The organism is Acuticoccus kalidii (genome assembly GCF_021556395.1).
GTDB classification, from domain to species: Bacteria; Pseudomonadota; Alphaproteobacteria; order Rhizobiales; family Amorphaceae; genus Acuticoccus; species Acuticoccus kalidii.
Genome location: NZ_JAKGCS010000024.1, coordinates 621,663 through 642,947, shown reverse-complemented (window position 1 = coordinate 642,947; position 21,285 = coordinate 621,663). Strand labels below are relative to the sequence as shown.

Here is a 21,285-nt window from a genome sequence, read left to right as displayed (position 1 = left end):
ATGGCAAATCGGAATGCGCGGCTGGCGCTGACCACCTCGGCGGCGGACGCCTACACGTGCCCGGACGGCAAGACTGCGCTCGTGACGATGTGCCAGGTCGCCAATGTCGACGGATCGAATCCGGCGGTTGTGACGGTGTGGTGGACGGATGCCTCGGCGTCCAACGCGGTGACCCGGCTCTGCCTCAGCACAACGGTCATTCCTGGCGACGCGATCAGCGTCGTCGCCGGCGGGCTCGTGCTCGAGGCGGGTGACAAGATCCGAGCATCCGCATCGGCGACCGGTGATGCCGAGATGTCGGTCTGCGTGATCGAAGAGGATGCCTGATGCCGCGCTTCACGCGGCTCTCGACGCGGCAACGGTCGTTATCCTCGACCGTCAACCCTGTCGCCTCGAAGTTTCGGTCGATCGGCCCGGCGCTATCGCGCATCTCGGACGACATCGAGCCGCCCACCGCGGGACAGGCCGAATGGAAAACGCCCGGCTCCTATAGCTGGGTCGTCCCGGACGGCGTGACGATGGTCGCAATCGTGGCCGTCGGCGGCGGCGGGGCCGGCGCGTATGGGGTCTACAACGCATCCCTCGCGCACGGCGGTGAATCCTCCGTCAAACGCGGGGTGACGACGCTGTGTTCCGCAGTCGGAGGTAAGGCGGGCAACCACCCATCGACCCCGTCCGCCGGCGGCGCTGGCGGCGTGAAGCATGGCGGCGGCAATGGTGGGGCGGGCGGCAACACCGAGAACCGCGGCGGCGGTGGTGGTGCCGGCGGCTATACCGGCAATGGCGGTCGTGGCGGCGTGACATTCGACACCAATGGCCAAAGCGGTGCAGGCGGTGGCGGTGGCGGTGGCGCCGGCGGCCCGGCCGTATTCGGCAACGGCGGCGGCGCCGGCGGTGGCGTCGAGCTTTACGGGCAAGGCGCTAACGGCCCTGGCGGATCCTCACCGAGTGCGCCCGGTGGCGGAGGCTCGGGAGGCGCTAGCGGCTCGATGACGACATCCGGTCGCGGCGGCGACGCAAACGGGATCGGCGGTGGAGGTGGCGGGGACGGCGATACCGGCGCCACGTACGGTGGCGGAGGCGGCGAACTCTCCTGGGTCAACTATGCGCCTGTCGTCGCGGGCGAGACCCTGACGATCCAGGTCGGCGCCCGAGGAATCCCATTCACCAACGCGCGCTACGGCAAAGGCGGCCCCGGCGCGGTCCGCATCATTTGGCCCGGTCAGCTCCGGCAGTTTCCGGCGACCCGAACCGCCGACGAATAGCAGCACTCAACATGATCGCGGCTCGCCGTCAGCGCCGAGCCACTCCTGACAATCCCACAACGTGGGTGGCCTACGCCGCCCGCGCCCGTTGCCGTGCGCGCATATCGCCGGCCTGAAATCCAAGAGGTGATGAAGAATGGTGGATTCCCGCTTCCACGGCCTCACTACGCGCGAGTTCACTAACGTTCCTCGCGCCGTCGAATTCATCGACTTGTCCTATATCGGGCTCATCGGGACGGCGCCCGACGCGGATGAGACCAACTGGCCGCTCAATGAGCCTGTGCTGATCACCGGACAGAGCAGCCTCCCGGAAGGCCTCGGCCTGTCCGGCACCATCCCGGACGCCCTCGACGCGATCTGGGATCAGGCGAACGCCACCATCGTCGTGGTTCGTGTCGAAGAGGTACTCGACGAAGGCGAGCTCGATGTCACCGCGACCATGTGGAACATCCTGGGCAATCGGCTTCAGCTCACTGGTGCCCACGCGCTCCGCAAGTCCGAGTCGATGTTCTCCATCGTGCCACGGATTCTTATCGCGTCGGGATTCACCGCGGTGCGCCCGACGGACGGCGTCGCGTCGGTCACGATCAGCGCCGGCGGCTCTGGCTACGATCGGGAGAACCCGCCAGCGATCACCACGACGGGTGGAAGTGGCGCCGGCTTCAGCGCACGAGCCGTGGTCTCTGTCGCCGGAGTGGTGACGGCGATCATCATCGAGAACCCCGGCGCCGGCTATTCGGAGGCGCCGACGATCGCGATTGCGGCCCCTGAAGACGGCGACACGGCAACGGCGACGGCGACGCTCGGGACAGTCGCGAACCCGGTGGGCAAAGAACTCGAGGCGATCGCCGGGCCGATGCGCGCCATGGTCGTCGTCGACGGGCCGAACACCACGAATGCCGCAGCCGTGTTGGCTCGTCAGGACTACGGCACCGACCGGGTGATGATCGTCGATCCGTGGTGCAAGATCGCCAAGGATGGTGCGATCGTCACCGATCCACCCTCGGCCCGTCTTGCCGGCCTCCAGGTCCGCGTCGATCAGCAGCGCGGCTTCTGGCATTCGCCCTCGAACAAGCAGGTTCTCGGCATCCTCGGCACGGCGCGGCCCATCTCGCACGGATGGTCCGACCCGAACACCGACGCCGAATATCTCAATGACAACGAGGTCTCGACGATCATCCGTGATCGGTCTTCCGGCGGCTTCCTGTTCTGGGGCAACCGGACGACGAGCGGCGACAGTGTCACGGCCTTCTGGTCGGTGCGACGCACCTCCGACGTCATCGTCGAGAGTGTCGAGCTCGCTTGCCGCGCGTTCGTCGACGAGCCGTTCTCGATCGATCTGCTCAAGAACATCGGGGAGACCGCTTCGGCGGGGCTCCGCCGCCTGGTGGCGCGGGGGGCGACCATCGGGTCACGCGTGTGGTTGGACCCTGCTTACAACACGCCGGAATCGTTCCTGATCGGCGAGGTCTACGTCAGCTACGACGCCGAGCCCGCGGCGCCGGCCGAGCACATCATTTTCCACTACCACCGCAACACTGGCTACTACACCGAGCTCGCGCGCAATGCGGCCCGGGAACTTGAGCGTCTGGCGCTCTGATCCAGTAGCGGCTCAAGGAGGCCACCATGCGCGACATTATCCGAGCCTTCACGGGCTCCATCGCCAGCTTCGTCTCCGCTAAGGAGATGGCGATCGAGATCCAGTCGATCACGCCTCCGATGATCGGGGATCTGACCGACGACTTTCACGGCGGCGGTATGCCGGCCGCCGTGAGCGTCCCGCTCGGGACCACGCTGTCGGACGCTTCATTCTCGCTCGCCACCTGGAACCGCAACGTGATCCGTCGCGTGGGTATTCCGATCGGCCAGACGGACACGATCACTTTCCGCGGCGCGGCCGTCTCCGATGTCACCGGGGACACCAAGACGATCGAGATCGTGCTGACGGGGCGGCTCTCCGAACCGGACGCGGCACAGTGGGAGCGCGGGAGCATTTCCGGCGTCGGCTACACTGTCGGAAGCATCATTTACTACAAGCTGATGCACGGCGACGAACTGATCCACGAAGTCGACATCCTCAATATGAAGAAAATCGTCGACGGTGTGGACGTCAACGCGCCCATCAACTCCGCCCTCGGTTTCTGATCCGGGCCGTTAGTAATTCGCGTGAGCGAGCCGATCCAGCCGCTGACCTTCATCACCGAATAGTCACTGAAGGTCAGCGACGGCGAACTTGAGATGATATAAAAGAGAGAGAACCATGAAAATCACGTTGGGAAAGCCGGTCACGATCGGCAGCACGACCTACTCGGAAATCGATGTCCGCGAGGAAATCACCGTCAAGGACATGATCGCGGCGGCCGACGCCGCAAACGATGTTGAGCGGCTTTTCATGACGCTCGCATCGCTGGCCGACGTCCCCCGCGCTGTCATCGACGCACAGCCGGCGACGTGGGCGGTCAAGATCGAAGATCAGTTGGAGGACACCCTTATGGGAAAGCCGATGGAGGACGCGCCGACGACTGGCGAGACGTTGTCGCCTTCATTGCCCACGTCCTCCACTGGAGTCCCCGCGACGTCCTGAGATTGACGCCCGACGAGGCGATGACGTGGGCGTCTGCGGCGCTTCGCATGCATCAGCGGATCAACGGCGGCGGAAAGGGTAAGGGCCGATAATATGGCGAATTTGATCTCGCGGCTCACGCTTCAGTTGAACGACCGCATCACCCGCCCGATGCAGAAACTTGCCGGTCGGCTCGACGGCTTTAACCAGCGCATAAAGTCGATGGCAGCGTCGTCGCCGATCCTGCCGGCCGCGTCCTTGCGGAATATGGCCGCCGGGTTCGTCGGTTATCAGGCGCTGACCCGCGGGATCGGCGGCACCGTCGGCGCCGCGATGAAGTTCCAGTCGGTGATGACGGAGATCGCCAAAAAGACGACGCTGTCGCCGGCCGGTCTCGAAAAAATGCGAGAGTCGATCATCCGAATCTCCAACGCGACGCCGGTCGCGCGGGACGAGCTCGGCAAACTGGTCGCAATGGCCGGTCAGTTCGGCATCGCATCGGCCGACCTCGAGCGTTTCGCCATGCTCGGCGCGAAGGCGGCAACGGCCTTCGACATGTCCGGCGCCGAGACAGGCACACTGCTGTCGCAGGTGAAGAACGCCTATCAGCTCAACATGGATGGGCTGACGAAGCTGGCCGACGCGATCAACTACGTCGCCGACTCCGCGGGTGCGTCCGAAAAGGATTTGATCGATATCCTCCTGCGCTCGGGCGCCACGGCGAAGACGTTCGGCCTCGGCGCTCAAGACGTCCTTGCCTTCGGCGCCTCGCTTCGAGAGGTCGGCATCGAATCCTCGATCGTCGGCACGTCGATGAAGGCGATCCTCACGAAGATGTCGGGGCTCGCCTCCAACAAGAAGGCTGTCAAGGCGCTCGATGCCATCGCCGGCAAGGGCTATTCGCGCAAGCTGCAACAGAAGTTTTATGAGGCGCCGGTTGAGGCGCTGACGACGTTCTTTGAGCTGACCAAGTCGCTCGGCGCGGAGCAGCGCTCCGGCCTTCTCACCGACTTCCTCGGCCTCGAATATGGCGATGACGGCGCCGCGATCGCGGAGAATGTCGACAAGATCATCGACCGGCTGAAGGCGCTTGCGAACGAATCGAACTATGTCGGCAGCGTCGACCGCGCCTTCGCCTTGACGAGCGCCGACGCCGACGCCGCGCTCAAGCGATTGTGGAACAACATTTCCAGAATCTCGACGGGGTTCGGTTCGACCCTTCTTCCCGCGATCGCCGACTTCGCCAACGCTGCCTCGGATCGCCTGGGCAGGATCGGACGAGCGAACGACACGGTCGTGACGCGGATCGGCGCAGCCTGGCGCGGGCTCGCCGAGGGGCTCGGCCTCGGCGAGACGGACATGTTCAGGGGCGTTCGAGAGCAGTTTCAGGCGTTCGACGAGTTTCTTTTCGGCCGGCAGCTCGATTCCGATGCTGGGCCGGCGGAGATCGCGAAAGCGACCAAGCGCGCGGAAGGGGTGATTCAGCGCATCACCAACCAGTCGCGCGACCTCGGCGCGGCGCTGTCGGGCATCATGGGCGGCGACATGTCGAAGCTGTCGGAGCTCGGCGCCGCGCTCGGCAAGATCGTCGACGGCCTCGGCGTTCTGGGCACCGGGGCGGCGATCGCCGGCATCGAAGTGCTGAAGCGTCTCGGCGCGGCGGTGTTCGCCCTTAGCATCCGTCTTCTCTTCTCGCCGCTCGGCCGCCTCGTCGTCCTCGCCGAGGGGATCACCGCGATCGCGGATGCCGTGAGCGGTGCGCAGGGCATTGGCGATTTCTTCGATCGCCTGGCGAGCCAGCCATGGTGGAAAATCGCGGCGGGCATCGTCGCCGTGGGATGGTCGATCCGCGCCCTCGGCCGCGCCGTGGGCGGCATGAAGCGGATCGGCGGACTCTTCAGTGCCGGAGTTGGTGGTAAGGCGGGCGGGAACGGCAAAGGTCCGAAGGTTCCGACGCCACAGGAGAAGGCGACCGCGCCATCATCACCTTCTCCGACGCCGGAGGGTAAGCCGGCGGCGCCGCGCGGGCCACGCGTCGGGCGTGGTGCCGTTCGCGTCGGCGCCGGCGCGGTCGGTGCGCTCGGCGCCATCGGGCTATGGGACCAGGTCCAGGAGATCGCGAAGGGCGCACAGGCGAACCGTTCGGCTGACGAGGGCAAGCTCGTCGGCGCGGTGCACACCCTCGGCCAGGGGCTCATCGGGGCGATCAACAGCTTGCTCGGGAAGTTCCAGGACTCGCCGCCGCGCGATTGGCAAAGCGAGTGGGCGAGCGGTGCCATCCAACGCGACGTGGTCAACCTCAAGGCGCCGACGAGCCCGGAAGCGCTCGCCGAGGCGGAGGCGCGCGCCGAGCGCATCCTGACGCTGTCCAGAGAGATCGCCGCCATTCAGTCGGTGGCGAGCACCGCGCGGGGCATGCGGCCGACGGAGGAGCAAAAGGCATCCCTCGAGGCGGCGCGGTCCGAGCTCGAGGGGCTCCTCGTCGGCGCCGAGGACAGCCTCCGGCAAAAGGTGGACTTGTTCATCGGCATTCTGCTCGACGGCGGCGGGCAGACGTCCGCGGCGGCGCAGGCGATGGCCGAGGAGATCCGCAACGGTATCGCGGAGGGGATGGCCGGGGCCGTCTCCGAGGCGCAGAGCGGGGCGCTTCGCATCATCGGTGCGTTCGACGGTCTGAGCGGCCGGCTCTTTGTCTCAGGCGCAACGGCGGTGTCGCAGCTCGCTGCGGGGATGCGGTCGCGGGCAGGGGAGGTGAACGCGGCCTCGACGCAGCTCGCGCAGGCCGTGGCGAACAAGTTCCCGGCGAGTCCGGCGAAGGAAGGCCCGTTGCGAGAGCTTCCATTGATGGGCCGCAAGATCGTCGAGCAGCTTGCCGGCGGCATGCGGTCTGGTCCCGCGTCAGCGGCGGCGACGGGCATCGCGGCCTCGATCGCCGCGGCGTTCCCCGCACATGCGGTGCAGGCGCCACCGGCGGCGCTGTCCGAGATCGTGGCGGGCATTCGGGGTCTGTCTCCCGAGCAGCGCACGGAACAGGAGCCTGTCTTGCGAGCCGTACCGGTGCAGCGCGATGGGGGGCAACCTCGCTCCTCAGCGGGCAGCGGGCCGACCATCTACGCCACCTTCCACATCAGCTCGACGGACCCGCGCAGCGCGGCGGCCGAGGTGCTTCGCGCACTCGATTTCCGCTCGGGTAGCGCGCTCGAAGATATCGGGGCGACTGGATCATGACGCTATTCGGCCTCGGGCCCTATCGTTTCGACGTTCTGAATGTCCCGATGCACGGCATCGATCGACGAACGTCGCCTCGAATCGGCCGTGTGAAGATCCAAGGGTCCCGTCCGTCGATGCACCACAGTGGTTCGGAAGCTCAGGAGGTCCGGATCGAGGCGACGCTCTATCCGCGGTTTCTCGGAGGGCGCGGTCTTGATCAGGTCGACGGGATGAGACGCGATGCGGAAGCGGGGGAGGTTTTCACTCTCGCTTCGATCAGCGGCGAAGTCTGGGGGCGCTTTCTGATCGAGGATATCTACGAGAAGATGCGCTATTTCGATGCCGCCGGCGTCGCCCAGCGCGTTGAGGTCGACATCAAGCTCCTCTCCGATGGTCCGATGTTCAGCGGAGCCGGCCTCGGCATCTCCCAGACCATCCCCCAGGTCGGACTCACGGGGGCCTACCAGCTGTTCCAATGACGATGCTCGCTTACACGGCCGTGGAGGGCGACATGCTGGATGCACTCGCCTGGAAGCATTATGGCCGCTGCGACAGAGGCTTCGAGGCCATGCTCGAAGCGAATCCTCATCTCCTCAACACCTATCGGCTCGCCGGTGGCGAGACGGTCTATCTGCCGGAGCTACCCGCGGCTCCGACGACTGACACGGCAATCCATCTATGGCGCTAAAGCCTCGGTTTAAGGTCACCGCCAATGGAACCGATATCACCGGGACGCTGGCCGAACTCAATGCCGAGATCACAGTCATCGACGCGGCCGGGCTCGAAAGCGACTCGGTGCAGTTCATCGTCGACGACAAAGGCGGCCGGGTAGCATTCCCGTCGACGGGGGCCAAGCTTGCCGTCTGGCTCGGTTATGACCAGCCGACCATCTTCATGGGGATGTACACGGCGGACACCGTGAAGCTGGAGGGCTGGCCGCAGAGGGTCATCGTGACCGGCAGAGCCGCCGATCAGACGAGCGCCCTCAAGCAGCGCCAGACCAAGGAATATATTGAGAAAACACTTGGTCAGATCTTCGAGGAGATCGCCGGCCGAAATAGTCTGTCCGCCAAAGTTGACGAGTCGATCGCGTCGATCTTGGTGCCCTATCACGCGCAGCAGGAAGAGAGCGACCAGCAATATGTGACCCGGCTGCGCGACGAATTCGACCTCTCCGTCACGATCAAGAACGACGTGATGATCGTCATCCCGAAAGGGAAGGGAGGGCTTGGTCCCTTCGTCGTCGCGCCCGCACCATTCGGCAACCTGGTCTCCTACAGCTGCGAGTTTGGCGAGCGCGCCAAGCACGACAAGGTCGAGGCGACCTGGTTCGACCGACAGAAGTCGCAGCTCGAGATCGTCGAGGCGCCGGTCCCACATTCCGAGATTGGCGTTTCCGGCACCGCGGCGCCGACCTTTCGCATCCGAAAACCCTATCCGACCAAGGAGCTCGCCGAACATGCGGCGCGCTCCAAGGCCGCATCACTCGGGCGGGACGAAGCGTCCGCAACCTTCGAGATCAATGGCGATGCGAACGTGCGGGCTGAAATGGACGTCATCGCGATGGGGATCCGCTCGATGGTCGACGGCAATTGGGTCTCCGACAACGTCGAGCATCGCTGGGGTACCGACGCGGCAAGGACGACGATCACCTGCAAACCAAAAACGTAAGAGTCCAAAGCCAAGTGCGCGATAGAAATCCTGGCTCTTCTGGTACTGTAATGCGGGCACGAACGGCCGCATGCTGAGACGGTCGCGGCTCGCGACGCCTTCCGATCATGCCGCCGAAGTCCAACCGGCGCTGGAAGAGCTGCTTCTCGCCCTTCCTCTACCGCGACCGTAAGCTACTGGGTATGAGCCCCGACCTTAGCTCGCTGTGGCGACTGCTTCGCTCAGGACGAAACCCTCGGTTTAAGGCTAACGCGTTCGCTATATGCCATGGCAACCCGGGTCTCGATCTTTCGCTCTACGGTTTCATCAAGAAAGGCTTCCATAAACCGCCTCCCATTCTCAGCGATCTGTCTGCACCGCCCTTCATTGGCGACACACCAGTCATACACGTCCTGAAGATCGGATAGGTCTGAGCGAACCGGAACATAATGCTTAAAGGGGCGCAAAAAACTTTCACACGCCCAGGATTCAACGGTCGGATGCGGCATAATAACTGTAGAGTTAGAGTACATCATCCATTTAAGCGAGGTGGCGACGTCATTGCCCTCGAGGCATAGAAGATATTTATACTTCAACTGCTCCGGAATTGTCATATGTGACCGCATCGCGTTCTCAAACTCCGACAAAGGTATGTTACTGGTTCGGACATTTCCTGTAATCCCAGTGAAACCCAAATCGATATTGTCGGAGTTGACCACTTTCATGGCTGCCGGAATGAAGGCACGGCTGCCGGTGCGCATTCGCAGAGTGCTAGTATTAAGGGGGCCCGTTGTAGAGCCTCTCCACAAGAGCTTGGTCTCTTTCTCGTCAAAGGGGAGGTCGTTTTCCATGACTTGTTTGATGGTGCCGAAATGGCGGCCGCGCTTTAGTGGAAGCAAAACACCATTTCCCGGGTTCATCAAATCACGCGATTTGCAGAACGTCGGAATCTTAAACGAAGACCGGCTATCCCCAGCAAATACTGCAAAGTCTCCTTTAAGTCGGTGCTTCGCGAATAATTTCACTATCGGAAGAATGTACTCTTGAACAACTTTATTAAAGCTTGTCTCGCCGTACATCTCGCAGAACCTTGGGCCAATCGGCTGATTAAGCGCGAATTCAACAAGGTTGTCCTGGTCTACGTCTGCGTTCGCAACGAATGCGGGATAGCTGGCCGGAACTTTGAATTCCCCGTGCACCATATGTTGTATGCCCGAAAAATATAGGCCGCGCCGACGCTGGGCATCAGGGGCATCGGTATGGTCAGTCTTGGTCATCAATGTATCCTGTAGCCACTTCCTGTACCTTCACGCTGGGCCCTGGCGAGCCACGCATGTCGGAGCTATCACTCCGCGCCCCAACCGAAAGGGAACAATGCGTCGCAGGCATTCTTAGCGCCTCAATGTCGGATAGAGAACCAAGAAGCGCCGACGGTCGTGAGGATCAAGGGCCCCCTGTGCGCAATCCCTTCGACCCTAGGGTAGAGCGGGACTCAGAGTTCAACTCTGCCTCCTGCGCGCTCGGCCACCGACCGAGTCGGAGATAAGAATCCCTTCAGGCGCCAATACCCCTAGACGCTCACTAGCAGTAGGGATACCCCCCCAGCCATACTCGGAACGATATTGAATGTTCCGCGTTCTGAGCCTGTTTTATTCTTTTGCTCACTTCAGCAAATGAACGCTGAAGCTCAAGCCAGTTCCCCTCTTCCAAAAGCTCACTACTATCAAGGATACTGAGATTTAGATTTGGAGAATGCTTTCCATTGATCGCTTCATAGGCAATCATCGATTTTACGAAGGCGTTCTGCTTTCGAATAAAGTGAAGACTGGCATTGAGCTCCTCGGGACTTAGAAGGCGTGTGCCCTGATGTGTCAGACCCGCCTCGTATATATAGTACTCCGCGTCCATGACTGGTCTCATCTAGGTATTCCTCCATTGGTACGCGTTACCCGACAATGGGGGCCGGCAAAATCCTAAGCGCGTCCGCGTTGTACTACTCCCCCTTCGAGTTGTGAACCGAACCGATCAGACGACCGCCGGAGCAGATCGGCTTGGGGCCTCACTCGGCACGGCTGAACCGGCACATCCCCACGACATGAGGTCAATTTTATGGCTGCCGCATCTGCGCAGAAAGACCCCCTTTGGCCCGGCATCAGCGAGGCCCGGAAGGCGGCAATCCTCGCGGCCGGCAACCCGGCCGGCTCGCTCGCCCACCTCGAGTATTTCAAGCTCTGGGACGGCGAGCGCGAGATCCCCGGCCCGCGCCACAATCCGCTGATCGTCGCGCTCGGCAAAGCGGGTGAGATCACCTGGTGGAACAACGACGATGACGCGTACTGCGCCGCCGTCCTCAACGGCGTGATCGTCGTCGCCGGCGGCATCAGCACCAAATCGGCGCTCGCCCGCTCGTTCGCCGAGAACGGCTATGGGACGACGCTCGCCTATCCCGTGCCGGGCGCGATCTTCGTCCAGCCGCGCAACGGCATCGATTCGATCTTCGGCCACACCGGCCTCGTCGATCACGTCTCGGCAGACGGGAAGCGAATGACGGTGATCAACGCCAACGTCCAGAACATGATCAAGTTCTCGACCTATCCGGTCTCCTCGGCGCTGCCCGGCGGCTTCATCTGGCCGGAGGGGATCCCGATGACGGAGGCGGCGAGGGCGGCCGCCGAGGCTTATCGGAAGGGGAAGGGCCGGCCGACGGCGATCGGCGCGCCGGCCGACGCGAGCGTCCGGCTGCGGGCGCTTCTCGTGACGGGTATGTCGGGCGAGGACGTGCGCGAGCTCCAGCGGCGGCTCGCGCGTCTCGGGATCAAGCCGGCCCTCTCGGGCACCGGCTATTATGGGATCAAGACCGAAGAGGCCGTCACCAACTTCCAGATCGCGAATGGCAGCCTCGACGTCGACGGTGATGCCGGGCCGGCGACGCAGCGCGCGATCGAGGTCGCGCTCGAGGCGCACGAGACGAAGGCGGCGCAGGAGAGGGCGGTCGCGAAGTCCGCCGCGCCGATTACGACCGCCGGCGCGGCCGGGGCGGGCGCCGTGATCTCCGTCGTGAACGAGGCGAAGGGAACGCTCGACACCTTCGGCTCGATGGCCGCCACCGTCGGGCCGCTCGGCGAGATCGCCGTTGCCGCGGTGCTCGCGGCGGGCATCGCGGTCGTCGCCTATCTCGTGTGGCGCAAGGTCCGCGGCCGGCGCGTCACCGAGGCGCCGGCATGAGCGCGCTCTTCCTCCTCCTCGGCGGCTGGCGCGGCCTCCTCGGCATTGCCGCCGGCGTCGCGATCGGCGCGGGCTCCGGCTACGTGGCCGGCCGCTGGGCGGAAAGCCACGCCGCCGCCGCCAAGATCGAGGCCGCTCTGTCGGCCGCCATTCTCAAACAATCCGAGGTCGACAATGACGCATTGGACGCGACGAACCGCGCGCGCCGTGGCGCTGCTCGCGATGCTGACGCTGGGCGCCTGCTCGATGACGACGGCTTCCGGCGGCCTTAGCTGCCTCGCCTTCGCGCCCATCACCTGGAGCCCGGCCGATACGGCGCCGACGCTCCGCCAGGTGAAAGAGCACAACGCCGCCTATGGAGCGCTTTGCTCATGACCGACGCCGAGACGCGAGAGGTTCGCGAGGAATTGCGGGATTTCAAGTCGCAGTGGCACGCCGCGCAGGAAAAGCGCGCGCGGGATTTCTGGACGAGCTTTCGTTGGGTGGTGGGCCTCGGCGCGAGCCTCCTCGTCTCGTTCCTCCTCTGGGCCTGGTACGTCACGACCGGGGCCGGGGACGGGAAGGAGGCGGTGATCCGTGTGGAGGCGGTTCAGAAGACCGCCGATGCCAATGCGCAGGCGCTCGAGGCGATGCGGCTGACGATCGACAAGCGGTCCGGGCATGAGACGCGGATCACCGTGCTCGAGGATCGCTATGGGCGGATTGAGAACTCGCTCGAGGCGATTTTGAAGGAGGTGCGGCAGGGGCCGTGAGGGCGCATAGTAGAGAAACCGATTACGCAGCCTCGAGAAAGCGCCGTCATTGTGACACCATATCAACACTTTTTGAACTGTCCGAACTTGCCGCGATAATGGTCCATCGTCATTCTCCTGACGAAATTCAATCACCCAAGTTGATGGCAGGATTGCCATCCTGCTCTCCTGAGGTTGATGTGTCAGGTGCTTTTGTCCTATCGGCCGGACGATCAGGATCGACGTTGCTTTCCCGGGCGTTGTCGCATCACCCTGAATTGTTGTCGATCTCGGAATATTGGACTTGCCTATGGATGAGGTCGATCGGAAATCCGAACTGGAGCGGCAAGACGTATTGGAGGCATCTCTCTTATCCTCCGGTATGGTATTCGAATTTCATAAATCAGGCGCAACTGGCTGATGCTTTGCCAATTGAGTTTACCTATGATCAGATAAAGGGGCGATATGACCTGGCCCATTGCCCCCCAATACTGACAATGACATTGCCATCCTTGACATCGAATCCTGAAAAAGTATTCGATGAACTTGGTCGAATTATTCCAGGCTGGCAGAAGGCAAGCGTAACTGGCCAAACGGAGCGGCTGTTTGATTATTTAACATTGCGGCAGAAGCGGCAAATGTGGATCGAGAGATCGGGCCTCTCTTATTGGCATATCCCAGATATATTGAGTGGTTTTCCAGCTGCTAAATACGTTCATCTCACACGTGATGGTCGAGATGTCGTTCTATCGATGATGGGCATGCGTTTGTTTGACCCAATCGTCCGGTTCAGCTGGCTACTCCAATCGGTTGCCAGCCGGGGTCACCTTCAATCTTATATGTATTTCAATATGCGCGGCGCCGCGCGTGCAAGCCTTCTTTGGTTGACCGAGGTTGAGCGAAAACTTACTCAACAGCATTCCCGTCGTCGTCCATATAGCCTGCCTGACGACATGACTTTCGAAGACAGGCTTGCGGTTTACGCCAAATTCTGGGCGCAATCTACGCGTCTTGGGCTCCAGGCAATCGAACGAATCCCGAGCGGCCAGCTCCTCACTATCAGGTACGAAGATCTTATTGCGGATCCTCGAAGTACGCTGCGCGTAGTCATTGAGTTTCTACGTCCGGACGGACGACACGAGGAATGGCTGGATGCGGTCGAGCGCATGCCGCGTTCGCGGCCTAAGCGCTGGTTGGAGCTCGACGCTGAAACTAGGAGGGCCGCTGAGGAAATCGTCGCTCCCGTTAATGCCGCCCTAAGGTATCATTGATTGTTGCCATCTTGACGGACGCGGAACGGACATCGCGCTCCTCGGGCGTTCGCGCTCAAAGGAGAACGAAAAAATGCCCTCTAGCGGTTACTCGTGCAAAACCGAAATTCAGGTCTGCAAAACTTTTCGACGCGCTGGGCGTAAATGACTGAATTTGTTGGCCCGCCCTAGGGAAATCGAACCCATTCTTTCCAGAATGAGAATCTGGCGGGAAAGCCTCCGCATAGTCATCGTTAGTTTGCAACGGATATAGGGCGCACACGAGTTTCCGCCTCTGACCCAACCCGGCCGTTCGCCCGCCGGTGAGAAGACTCGGTAAGCCGACACGGGTTGAGGAGGCGTCAACCTCCTAAAACTCGCCGAGCACAGGAATTCCGAGAGCTCAGGTTTCGAGAGACGGATTTGGGAAATGATCATAAAGCCGAGTGAGGCAGACTCGACACTGAACTAACAAGGCGCGAAAAAGGTTCGTTTTTGAGGGCCGTGAAGCCGAGGGCGTCCTTACCGGAAATAGCTCTTGGTCGAGGTGGGATAGGTGACTACCCTTCGCCGCCCGAGGAGGCGACGTTGACTCATTGGCCAAGCATACCCGACGACGTCATATCTTGGTTCCGCAGCGTCTTCGCGGATGCAAACCGCTGTGTGTGCGAGCGACTTGTAAATCTACCCAATATTCGCGAGACATCACTAGATGACGGGTTGATCGAGGCGCTCATCCCTGATAGCGCGCCGACGCTTTTGCCTTCGGGCGCGATAGTCCGCATGGATACGCATAACATCGGCGGCCTGCGCCGCTTGGGCGCTCCTCATTGGGGCTGGGATTTTCCGCAACGCCATCGCTGGGAAACGGCGGATATTGCGGTCCTTGTATTTATTTATCGACGAAACACGTTGATAGCGAAGAAGATCGGTCTGCTCCAGTCCAAACGGCTCTTCCCGACAAACCAAGATGTCGAGGATGACGATGAGATCGGCTTCTTGCATGGCATGAACGCATTTATTCGCCGCGACGGACAACAGGCGGCCGCCACGCTCCATCGAACCTATTGCTTCGACGAGAATTGCACTTTCGCTGCGATCCAAGCCGGGCATCGGCAAATCGGCCTGATCGACACGCTCAATCGGGACTTCGGCAAGGCCGTCTTCTACCTTCTCTACGGCCCGCCCGCGCTTCCGTATACAGTCACCTATCCCCTACAGCAGCGGATCCGCATCGACGATATGCCCATAGGAAACCGAGTGGTCGATGCCGACGACGTCCACCGCGCCCTTACGGGCCTCAACCATGGCCAATCTCCTAGCTACAGCTTGTTGAAATCCACTTGTGCAGGTCGAAACTGGGCGCTGGAAACTTGGGCGGCCGATCTCCTGCTGACCTGTCAGGTCGGGCAGCAGTTCGATGACAGCAAAGACGATCGCGTCCGCTACTTTCTCGAACGCCGATCTGGACCCATCGGTGCGGCATTAGCCGTATCCATCACGCTGCCAGAGGCCTGACCATGCGAAGCGGCGATATTCCCTTCAAGTTTGATCTTACCGATGTGCTTGTGCGTGCCCGGCGCCAAGTCGCCAGCCGGATCGGGGACGTCACCCTGAACCTGCCCTTTATCAGCATCGCCGTTAGTCCGAAGGATCGCGAACGCCGTGTGGCGCGCGAGGTAGTCCTCCGCCTGCGCGATCGCCGCGTGCTATCCGCTTGGGAATGCTGCGATGATTGCATCGACAGAGCGCTCTCCTCGCTCGGGGAAATCCGTCATTTCATCGTCGATAAAGAAGTCGAACTATCTGAACTTCAGGATGGACCACTTTTCCTTCTGCTCGACGCGATGGCTACCGCAATTCGTCAGTTCATGACCTTCGAAGAACTATTGCGCCGCGCGGAGGATGCGCCGCCTCATCTGCGTTTTGGCGAGGCTCATCGTCCACCGGATGTGCGCCAAGCCTATTTTGATGGCTTAGAAATTCTACGTGGTCACCTGAGCCGATGTCTGGGTCAGATCGCACTTGTCGCCGGCCTGCCCGCACCGACTGACGGTATTATCGAGAACTATCAGGGGCCGTGGCAACTTGAAGCCTATCAGGTACCGCCTCCGCTTCCGGGGCCATCCGAATAAGCGAAGCGACTTATTTCAAAGCTCTCTGATGCGAATTCTCTAAATCGACCGAGGCTGTTGAAAAACGCCGGTCGTTCATGGTCGGGAAGCCGCCGATCTGAATCGATGCTCAGCGGGTAGCGCGAAAGTGGAGCAGCGCGATGATGGGCTGGCAGATCGAGCACGCGTCGCTCTTCTATGAGTTCAATCTGGAGGATCGCGTCCCGGCCGGTCACCTCCTGCGCCGGATCGATGAGGTTCTCGACCTGAGCTTCGTGCGTCGTCACATGGCCTCGCACTACAGCGTCACCGGGCGGCCGTCGATCGACCCGGAGCTGATGGTTCGGATGCTGCTCATCGGCTATCTGTTCGGCATTCGCTCCGAGCGGCGCCTCTGCGAGGAGGTCGACCTCAACCTCGCATATCGCTGGTTCTGCAGGCTGGATCTGGCCGGCAAGGTCCCTGACCACTCGACCTTCACGAAGAACCGCCACGGGCGCTTCCGCGAGAGCGATCTGATGCGGACCGTGTTCGAGATGACTGTCGAACAGTGCCTGGCGGCGGGCACTGCGAGCACCACGCATGTGGCGGTCGACGGGAGCCACATGCGGGCGTCGGCGGCGCAGGATCGCTGCGTCGCGTCCGTCACCGACCTTCCCAGCGCAGATCGGGCCTCGCGCGCCGTGCGCGAATACCTTTCCGATCTCGACCAGGCCAGCCCGGATCTGGAAGGCGTGCGCCGTTCGGCGGCCAAGCGCGTCTCGCTGACCGACCCGGCGGCAGCGCTGAGCCGCAAACACGGCAAGGCGCGGTTCGCCTACGGCATGAACGCGCTCATCGACACCGGATCGGGCATGGTACTGGGCGTCCAGGCGGCGCCCGAGCGCTTTGCCGACGAGCCCGAAGCCGCACGCCGGATGCTCGAACGACTGCGGGTCAGGCACGACGCGGTCCCGCAGGTTCTCACCGCGGACAAGGCCTATGGATCGGGCCCGTTCCTGGCGTGGATCGAAGAGCGCGGGATCGAGGCGCATGTTCCCGTCATCGATCGCACGCATCAGACGGCGGGACGGATGACCCATGCCGACTTCGGCTACGACAAAGAGGGCGACCAATACCTATGCCCTCAAGGCAAGCCGCTGCGGCGTGTCGGCGACGCCAGCGGAGAGGCCAGACGCAGCGGCACGACCGCCTATCGAAGCCGCGCCAGCGATTGCAAGGGATGCCCGATCAAGGCGCGCTGTACGACGAGCTCGACGCGAGCGATCAGCCGATCGCTCCATCAGGACGTTCGGGTGACGGTTCAGGCTCGCCAAGCCACGGAGGCGTTCGAGCGCTCGCTGAGGCTGCGCAAACGCGTCGAGCGGCTGTTCGCCTGCGTGAAGCACAACGATGGCCTCCACCGCCTTCGGCTACGCAGTCTGCGTGGCGCCGATGAGCAGTTTGTCCTCGCCGCAGCGGCGCAGAATTTGAAGCGAATGACGAAGCTCCTCCCCGCGGATGGCCCAAGGACAAGGACGGCCGCCGCGTAAGCCGCCCGGCGGTTCCGGCGAGGAGTGATCCGCCGGTCGGCAGGCGGCAGATCGAGGAGCGGGCGATCGGCAACAAGCCTGTCGCGACGGAGTTCTTCAACAGCCTCGGTCGATTATGCGAATGCCAGAACGTCCGCCTCGAAGGCGCTTGCCCCCTCAGTTGGTGTGCGCAATTGGTAATCAGTGGACAATCGCACACCGCAAAACGACGATGTGCGCACCCGGTTCATATGAACACGCCAACGCGCACGCATAGAGAACAGATGACCAGAACCGGACGTGTGGGCTGCGCCGATACCCGCAAGTTTCCCTGCCTGAGAGGCGAGGGCGCATAGTTCGGGACGAGGGCGCAGTAGGTTCGAATCTGCCACTCCTACCGATTGATTAACGAATGCGTAGCAAATCGAATCGTGGTCGGGATCCCGCATCCGGCCCCTGCTTCAACCGGGCCATTCTTTGTGACGAACCGGTCTTCGTCGATGAGATTATGCTTTCAATGGAGCGTTCTGGAACCAGCCGATCGATCGCTGGCGCCTTCTTCAAAAAAGTAGGCCACTGGAACGGATAGGATCACAGACAGCTTGGCTAGGTCGCTCGACACGATTCGCTCCCTTCCATCTTCATACTTCGCCATTTTGGATTTTGAGATTCCTAGCTCGGACGCGACTCGAGCCAACGGCAGGCTTAGCGTCTCCCGACGCTGGCGGGCCTTCTCCCCGATATGACGATTTAGCGAGCGGACAGATCGCTGGTGGTCGCTTTGATTCATCACAGCCTCGCGAAGCATTAATCTCGGAGCAATCACTGGGTGCTCGAATTATCTTATGCTACCTAAGCGGGCTAATTGAGGCAAGAGAATATCCGTTGCGACCGAACTCCGAGCCTTAGGCGATGCCGCGGGCCATCATTTGGCCGAGCGTTTCGACACTGACGGGTGGATTCGCGAGGTCGGTGTGCTTCGAATCGGTCATGGCGCGGCATCCTTGAAGCGGTCATGGCGCGGCATCCTTGTCCAGGGGCGACCATTATCGCACCCTGCGAGTCTATCCATCAGGACCATTCCGGTAGCCACCGCCATATAGTGGGGCAACCTGTGGGGCATTCCGCCAATTGCCGGAGAAATGCCGCAAGATCTGCGGATGATGGTATCCCTCTCTCTCCGCCACCTGCCTTTCCAGACCATATGCCGTCATAGGCCAGAATTTCCGCGGCTATTTCGTGTCGCCCGATCCAACTCCACGCCATAGCTCGCCGCGAAGCCCCACCTCTCCTATGGGGTCAACTGTGGGGCAGAAAATGCGCCCTGTGGGGCACGCGACGCCGTTTAGCCGGCGGCGATGATGAACGGTAAAGACGGGTTCCGACCGCGAGGCTCGGCCGGAACGGCCGCCGGGCTGGCGATCCACATCAGATTTCTTGAAGGGGACGATGGCCGGCACGCCTGTGTCGGTCGCTCGACATGGCGCGGGCCCGGCGGATGATCGCCGGGCCCGCGGTCGTCATGATGCGTTGAAACGGGAGGGGGCGGCCGCCGCCGCCATCATGCGGCGGGGAGGCCGGAAAGCAGCTTGTCGAGCGTGACCGGGTAATTGCGCACGCGCACGCCCGTCGCATTGGTGATCGCATTGGCGACGGCTGCCGACACGCCGCACAGGCCGAGCTCGCCGACGCCTTTGGCCTTGAGCGGGGTCGAATAGGCGTCGGCCGTTTCGAGGAAGATCACGTCTTGGCTCGGGATGTCGAAATGGACGGGCACCTCGTAGCCGGCAAGATCGTGGTTCACGAAGAAGCCGTAGCGATGGTCGACCGCCATCTCCTCCATGATCGCCGCGCCGACACCCATCGTCATCGCGCCGATGACCTGGCTCCGCGCCGTCATCGGGTTGAGGATGCGGCCCGCATCGCAGACCGCGAGCATGCGCCGTACGCGGATCTCGCCCGTATGAGCGTGAACGCCGACCTCGACGAAGTGCGCGCCGAACGTCGCGACCAGCACCTCTTGCGAGCGGAAGGCGCCGAACTCGATGGCGTCTTCCCCGACGAGATCCGTCCCGCCACCGACCTCGCCGAGGGGCACCGAGGTATTGCCCGTGCGCACCATCCCATTCTCGAAGGTGAGATCGCCCTCCGCCATGTCGAGGCGTTCGGCAATCGCCTGACGGAGCGCCACACACGCGGCATAGACGCCGGCCGTGGCGCTCGCCGCGCCCCACTGACCGCCGGAGCCGGCGGAGACGGGGAAGTCGGAATCGCCGAGCCCGATCGAAACATCCGCGACCGACAGCCCCATGACCTCAGCCGCGGTCTGCGCCATGACGGTATAGGAGCCGGTGCCGATATCGGTCATGTCGCTCTCGATCCGCAACCGGCCGTCCGGCGTCAGGACGACGCGCGCCCCGGAGGCGAGGACCGGAGCCGGACGGTAGGCGCCCGCGACGCCATGGCCGATCAGCCACACGCCGTCGCGCGTCGCGCCCGGAGCGCTGTTGCGGCTCGACCAGCCGAAGGCCTCGGCGCCCCGATTGAGACACTCGACATAATGGCGATCCGAGAACGGAATGTCGGGGTTGCCGGGATCGACCTGCGTGTCGTTGAGGATGCGCAGCTCCACCGGATCCATGCCGAGTTTCTCGGCCATCTCGTCCATGGCGACCTCGAATGCCATGAGGCCGGCGGTCTCACCGGGCGCCCGCATCGCGTTGGAGTTCGGCAGATCCATGCGCGCCGGATCGTTCACCACCAGACGGTTGGCGGCGGCGTAGAAGGCGACGGTCGGCAACGTCGAGTTCTCCCCGCCGGCCGTTGTCAGTGCGTTGGTGGCGTTGTGGTGGCCGATGGCGGTGATGCGGCCGTCGGCATCGGCGCCGATGCGGATGCGTTGGATCGTCTCGCCGCGGTGGGTGGTGTTGTTGGCGATCATCGGCCGCGGCAGCGCGACCTTCACCGGACGCCCGACCTTGCGCGCGGCAAGGCCCGCCATGATCGCATCCGAACGCACGAAGAGCTTCACCCCGAAGCCGCCGCCGATATAGGGCGAATCGAGCCGCACATTCTCGGCCGGAACATCGAAGGCCTTGGCGATGGAGCCGCGTCCCCAGGCGATCATCTGATTGGAGGTCCACAGCGTGACGCTGTCACCGTCCCAGGCGGCGATCGTCGCGTGCGGCTCCATCATCGCGTGGCTCTCGGCGGGCGTCGTGTAGGTCTCGTCGAGTGTGACCGCGGCGCTCGCGAAGGCGCTCTCGAAGTCGCCGACGGTCTGCGCCGGCGCGGTGTCCGTTTCGCCGGCCGCCTCGGGCGTGGCGGCTAGGTCGAAGGCGGCGCTGTCGTCACGCTCATATTCGATACCGAGACGGTTCGCGGCGGCCCGCGCCTGCTCGAATGTCTCCGCCACGACGACGGCGATCGCCTGGTGGTAGTGGAGCACCTCGTCGCCGCCGAAATGGCGAACGGGATCGTAGTCGAAGACCCCCTCGATCGGATCGTGTTCGAGTGTGGTGACGATGCCGAGGACGCCGGGCGCCGCCTCGGCCGCTGTGGTGTCGATCGCGAGGATGCGGCCCTTCGCGATACCGGCGCCGACCGGGTAGCCGTAGACCTGCCCCTCGACGACGGCGTGTCGTTCATAGGCGTAGGGCGCGTGGCCCGTGACCTTCAAGGGCCCGTCGATGCGATGGATCGGTTGGCCGATGACCGTTGCGCGGTCGAAGAGATTTTCGCCGGCAGGACTGTCGAACTTCATGCC

Annotated in this window: 20 protein-coding genes; 16 read left to right on the top strand and 4 right to left on the bottom strand. The window is 62.8% G+C overall.

The window, feature by feature from the left end:
• From L1787_RS16475 to L1787_RS16435, 9 genes are all read left to right on the top strand, one after another.
• Positions 1-327, top strand: a complete 327-nt coding sequence (locus L1787_RS16475) for a hypothetical protein (protein ID WP_235709918.1) — start codon at positions 1-3, stop codon at positions 325-327.
• Positions 327-1,265 (top strand): hypothetical protein, encoded by a 939-nt coding sequence (locus tag L1787_RS16470; protein ID WP_235709917.1) that lies wholly within the window; start codon positions 327-329, stop codon positions 1,263-1,265. The genes L1787_RS16475 and L1787_RS16470 overlap by 1 nt, the downstream gene beginning before the upstream one ends.
• 136 nt (positions 1,266-1,401) lie before the next feature.
• Positions 1,402-2,865 carry a phage tail sheath subtilisin-like domain-containing protein gene (locus L1787_RS16465; RefSeq protein ID WP_235709916.1) on the top strand — a complete coding sequence of 488 codons (1,464 nt, stop codon included), beginning with the start codon at positions 1,402-1,404 and terminating at the stop codon, positions 2,863-2,865.
• 26 nt (positions 2,866-2,891) lie between these two features.
• The gene (locus tag L1787_RS16460) at positions 2,892-3,410 is read left to right on the top strand and encodes a phage major tail tube protein (RefSeq protein ID WP_255720544.1); all 519 of its coding nucleotides are present in this window, start codon (positions 2,892-2,894) and stop codon (positions 3,408-3,410) included.
• A gap of 115 nt (positions 3,411-3,525) precedes the next feature.
• Positions 3,526-3,849: a phage tail assembly protein gene (locus tag L1787_RS16455; protein ID WP_235709914.1), complete on the top strand. Its 324-nt coding sequence runs from the start codon at positions 3,526-3,528 to the stop codon at positions 3,847-3,849.
• A gap of 93 nt (positions 3,850-3,942) precedes the next feature.
• The gene (locus L1787_RS16450) at positions 3,943-7,056 is read left to right on the top strand and encodes a phage tail tape measure protein (RefSeq protein ID WP_235709913.1); all 3,114 of its coding nucleotides are present in this window, start codon (positions 3,943-3,945) and stop codon (positions 7,054-7,056) included.
• Positions 7,053-7,517: a phage tail protein gene (locus tag L1787_RS16445; protein WP_255720543.1), complete on the top strand. Its 465-nt coding sequence runs from the start codon at positions 7,053-7,055 to the stop codon at positions 7,515-7,517. The genes L1787_RS16450 and L1787_RS16445 overlap by 4 nt, the downstream gene beginning before the upstream one ends.
• Positions 7,514-7,726, top strand: coding sequence for a tail protein X (locus L1787_RS16440; protein ID WP_369415107.1), 213 nt, complete (start codon positions 7,514-7,516; stop codon positions 7,724-7,726). Before L1787_RS16445 ends, L1787_RS16440 begins: the two co-directional genes overlap by 4 nt.
• Positions 7,717-8,709 carry a phage late control D family protein gene (locus L1787_RS16435; protein WP_235709910.1) on the top strand — a complete coding sequence of 331 codons (993 nt, stop codon included), beginning with the start codon at positions 7,717-7,719 and terminating at the stop codon, positions 8,707-8,709. Before L1787_RS16440 ends, L1787_RS16435 begins: the two co-directional genes overlap by 10 nt.
• A 221-nt stretch (positions 8,710-8,930) precedes the next feature.
• Here L1787_RS16435 and L1787_RS16425 read toward each other — a convergent pair whose 3' ends face one another.
• Both L1787_RS16425 and L1787_RS16420 read right to left on the bottom strand, forming a co-directional pair.
• Positions 8,931-9,965, bottom strand: coding sequence for a glycosyl transferase family 90 (locus L1787_RS16425; RefSeq protein WP_235709909.1), 1,035 nt, complete (start codon positions 9,963-9,965; stop codon positions 8,931-8,933).
• A 304-nt stretch (positions 9,966-10,269) separates the two neighbouring features.
• On the bottom strand, positions 10,270-10,608 hold the full coding sequence (locus tag L1787_RS16420) for a hypothetical protein (protein ID WP_235709908.1): 339 nt from the start codon (positions 10,606-10,608) through the stop codon (positions 10,270-10,272).
• A gap of 189 nt (positions 10,609-10,797) precedes the next feature.
• Between L1787_RS16420 and L1787_RS16415 the strand changes: the two genes are divergently transcribed.
• From L1787_RS16415 to L1787_RS16385, 7 genes are all read left to right on the top strand, one after another.
• A complete protein-coding gene (locus L1787_RS16415) occupies positions 10,798-11,913 on the top strand; it encodes a C40 family peptidase (protein WP_235709907.1) in 1,116 nt (371 codons plus the stop codon).
• Positions 11,910-12,185, top strand: coding sequence for a hypothetical protein (locus tag L1787_RS16410; RefSeq protein ID WP_235709906.1), 276 nt, complete (start codon positions 11,910-11,912; stop codon positions 12,183-12,185). Before L1787_RS16415 ends, L1787_RS16410 begins: the two co-directional genes overlap by 4 nt.
• Before the next feature lie 99 nt (positions 12,186-12,284).
• On the top strand, positions 12,285-12,665 hold the full coding sequence (locus L1787_RS16405) for a hypothetical protein (protein ID WP_235709905.1): 381 nt from the start codon (positions 12,285-12,287) through the stop codon (positions 12,663-12,665).
• 293 nt (positions 12,666-12,958) lie between these two features.
• Positions 12,959-13,915: a sulfotransferase family protein gene (locus tag L1787_RS16400; RefSeq protein ID WP_369415106.1), complete on the top strand. Its 957-nt coding sequence runs from the start codon at positions 12,959-12,961 to the stop codon at positions 13,913-13,915.
• Positions 13,916-14,614: 699 nt separating this feature from the next.
• Complete coding sequence (locus L1787_RS16395; protein WP_235709904.1) at positions 14,615-15,412, top strand: hypothetical protein; 798 nt, start codon at positions 14,615-14,617, stop codon at positions 15,410-15,412.
• A gap of 2 nt (positions 15,413-15,414) precedes the next feature.
• Positions 15,415-16,029 carry a DUF6650 family protein gene (locus tag L1787_RS16390; RefSeq protein WP_235709903.1) on the top strand — a complete coding sequence of 205 codons (615 nt, stop codon included), beginning with the start codon at positions 15,415-15,417 and terminating at the stop codon, positions 16,027-16,029.
• 140 nt (positions 16,030-16,169) lie between these two features.
• Entirely contained in the window at positions 16,170-17,540 is a 1,371-nt protein-coding gene (locus L1787_RS16385) for an IS1182 family transposase (RefSeq protein WP_235709902.1), read from the top strand.
• A 493-nt stretch (positions 17,541-18,033) separates the two neighbouring features.
• Here L1787_RS16385 and L1787_RS26105 read toward each other — a convergent pair whose 3' ends face one another.
• Both L1787_RS26105 and paoC read right to left on the bottom strand, forming a co-directional pair.
• Positions 18,034-18,309: a helix-turn-helix domain-containing protein gene (locus L1787_RS26105; RefSeq protein WP_369415105.1), complete on the bottom strand. Its 276-nt coding sequence runs from the start codon at positions 18,307-18,309 to the stop codon at positions 18,034-18,036.
• Positions 18,310-19,080: 771 nt separating this feature from the next.
• Complete coding sequence (gene paoC / locus L1787_RS16380; protein ID WP_235709901.1) at positions 19,081-21,282, bottom strand: aldehyde oxidoreductase molybdenum-binding subunit PaoC; 2,202 nt, start codon at positions 21,280-21,282, stop codon at positions 19,081-19,083.
• Positions 21,283-21,285 lie beyond the last annotated feature (3 nt).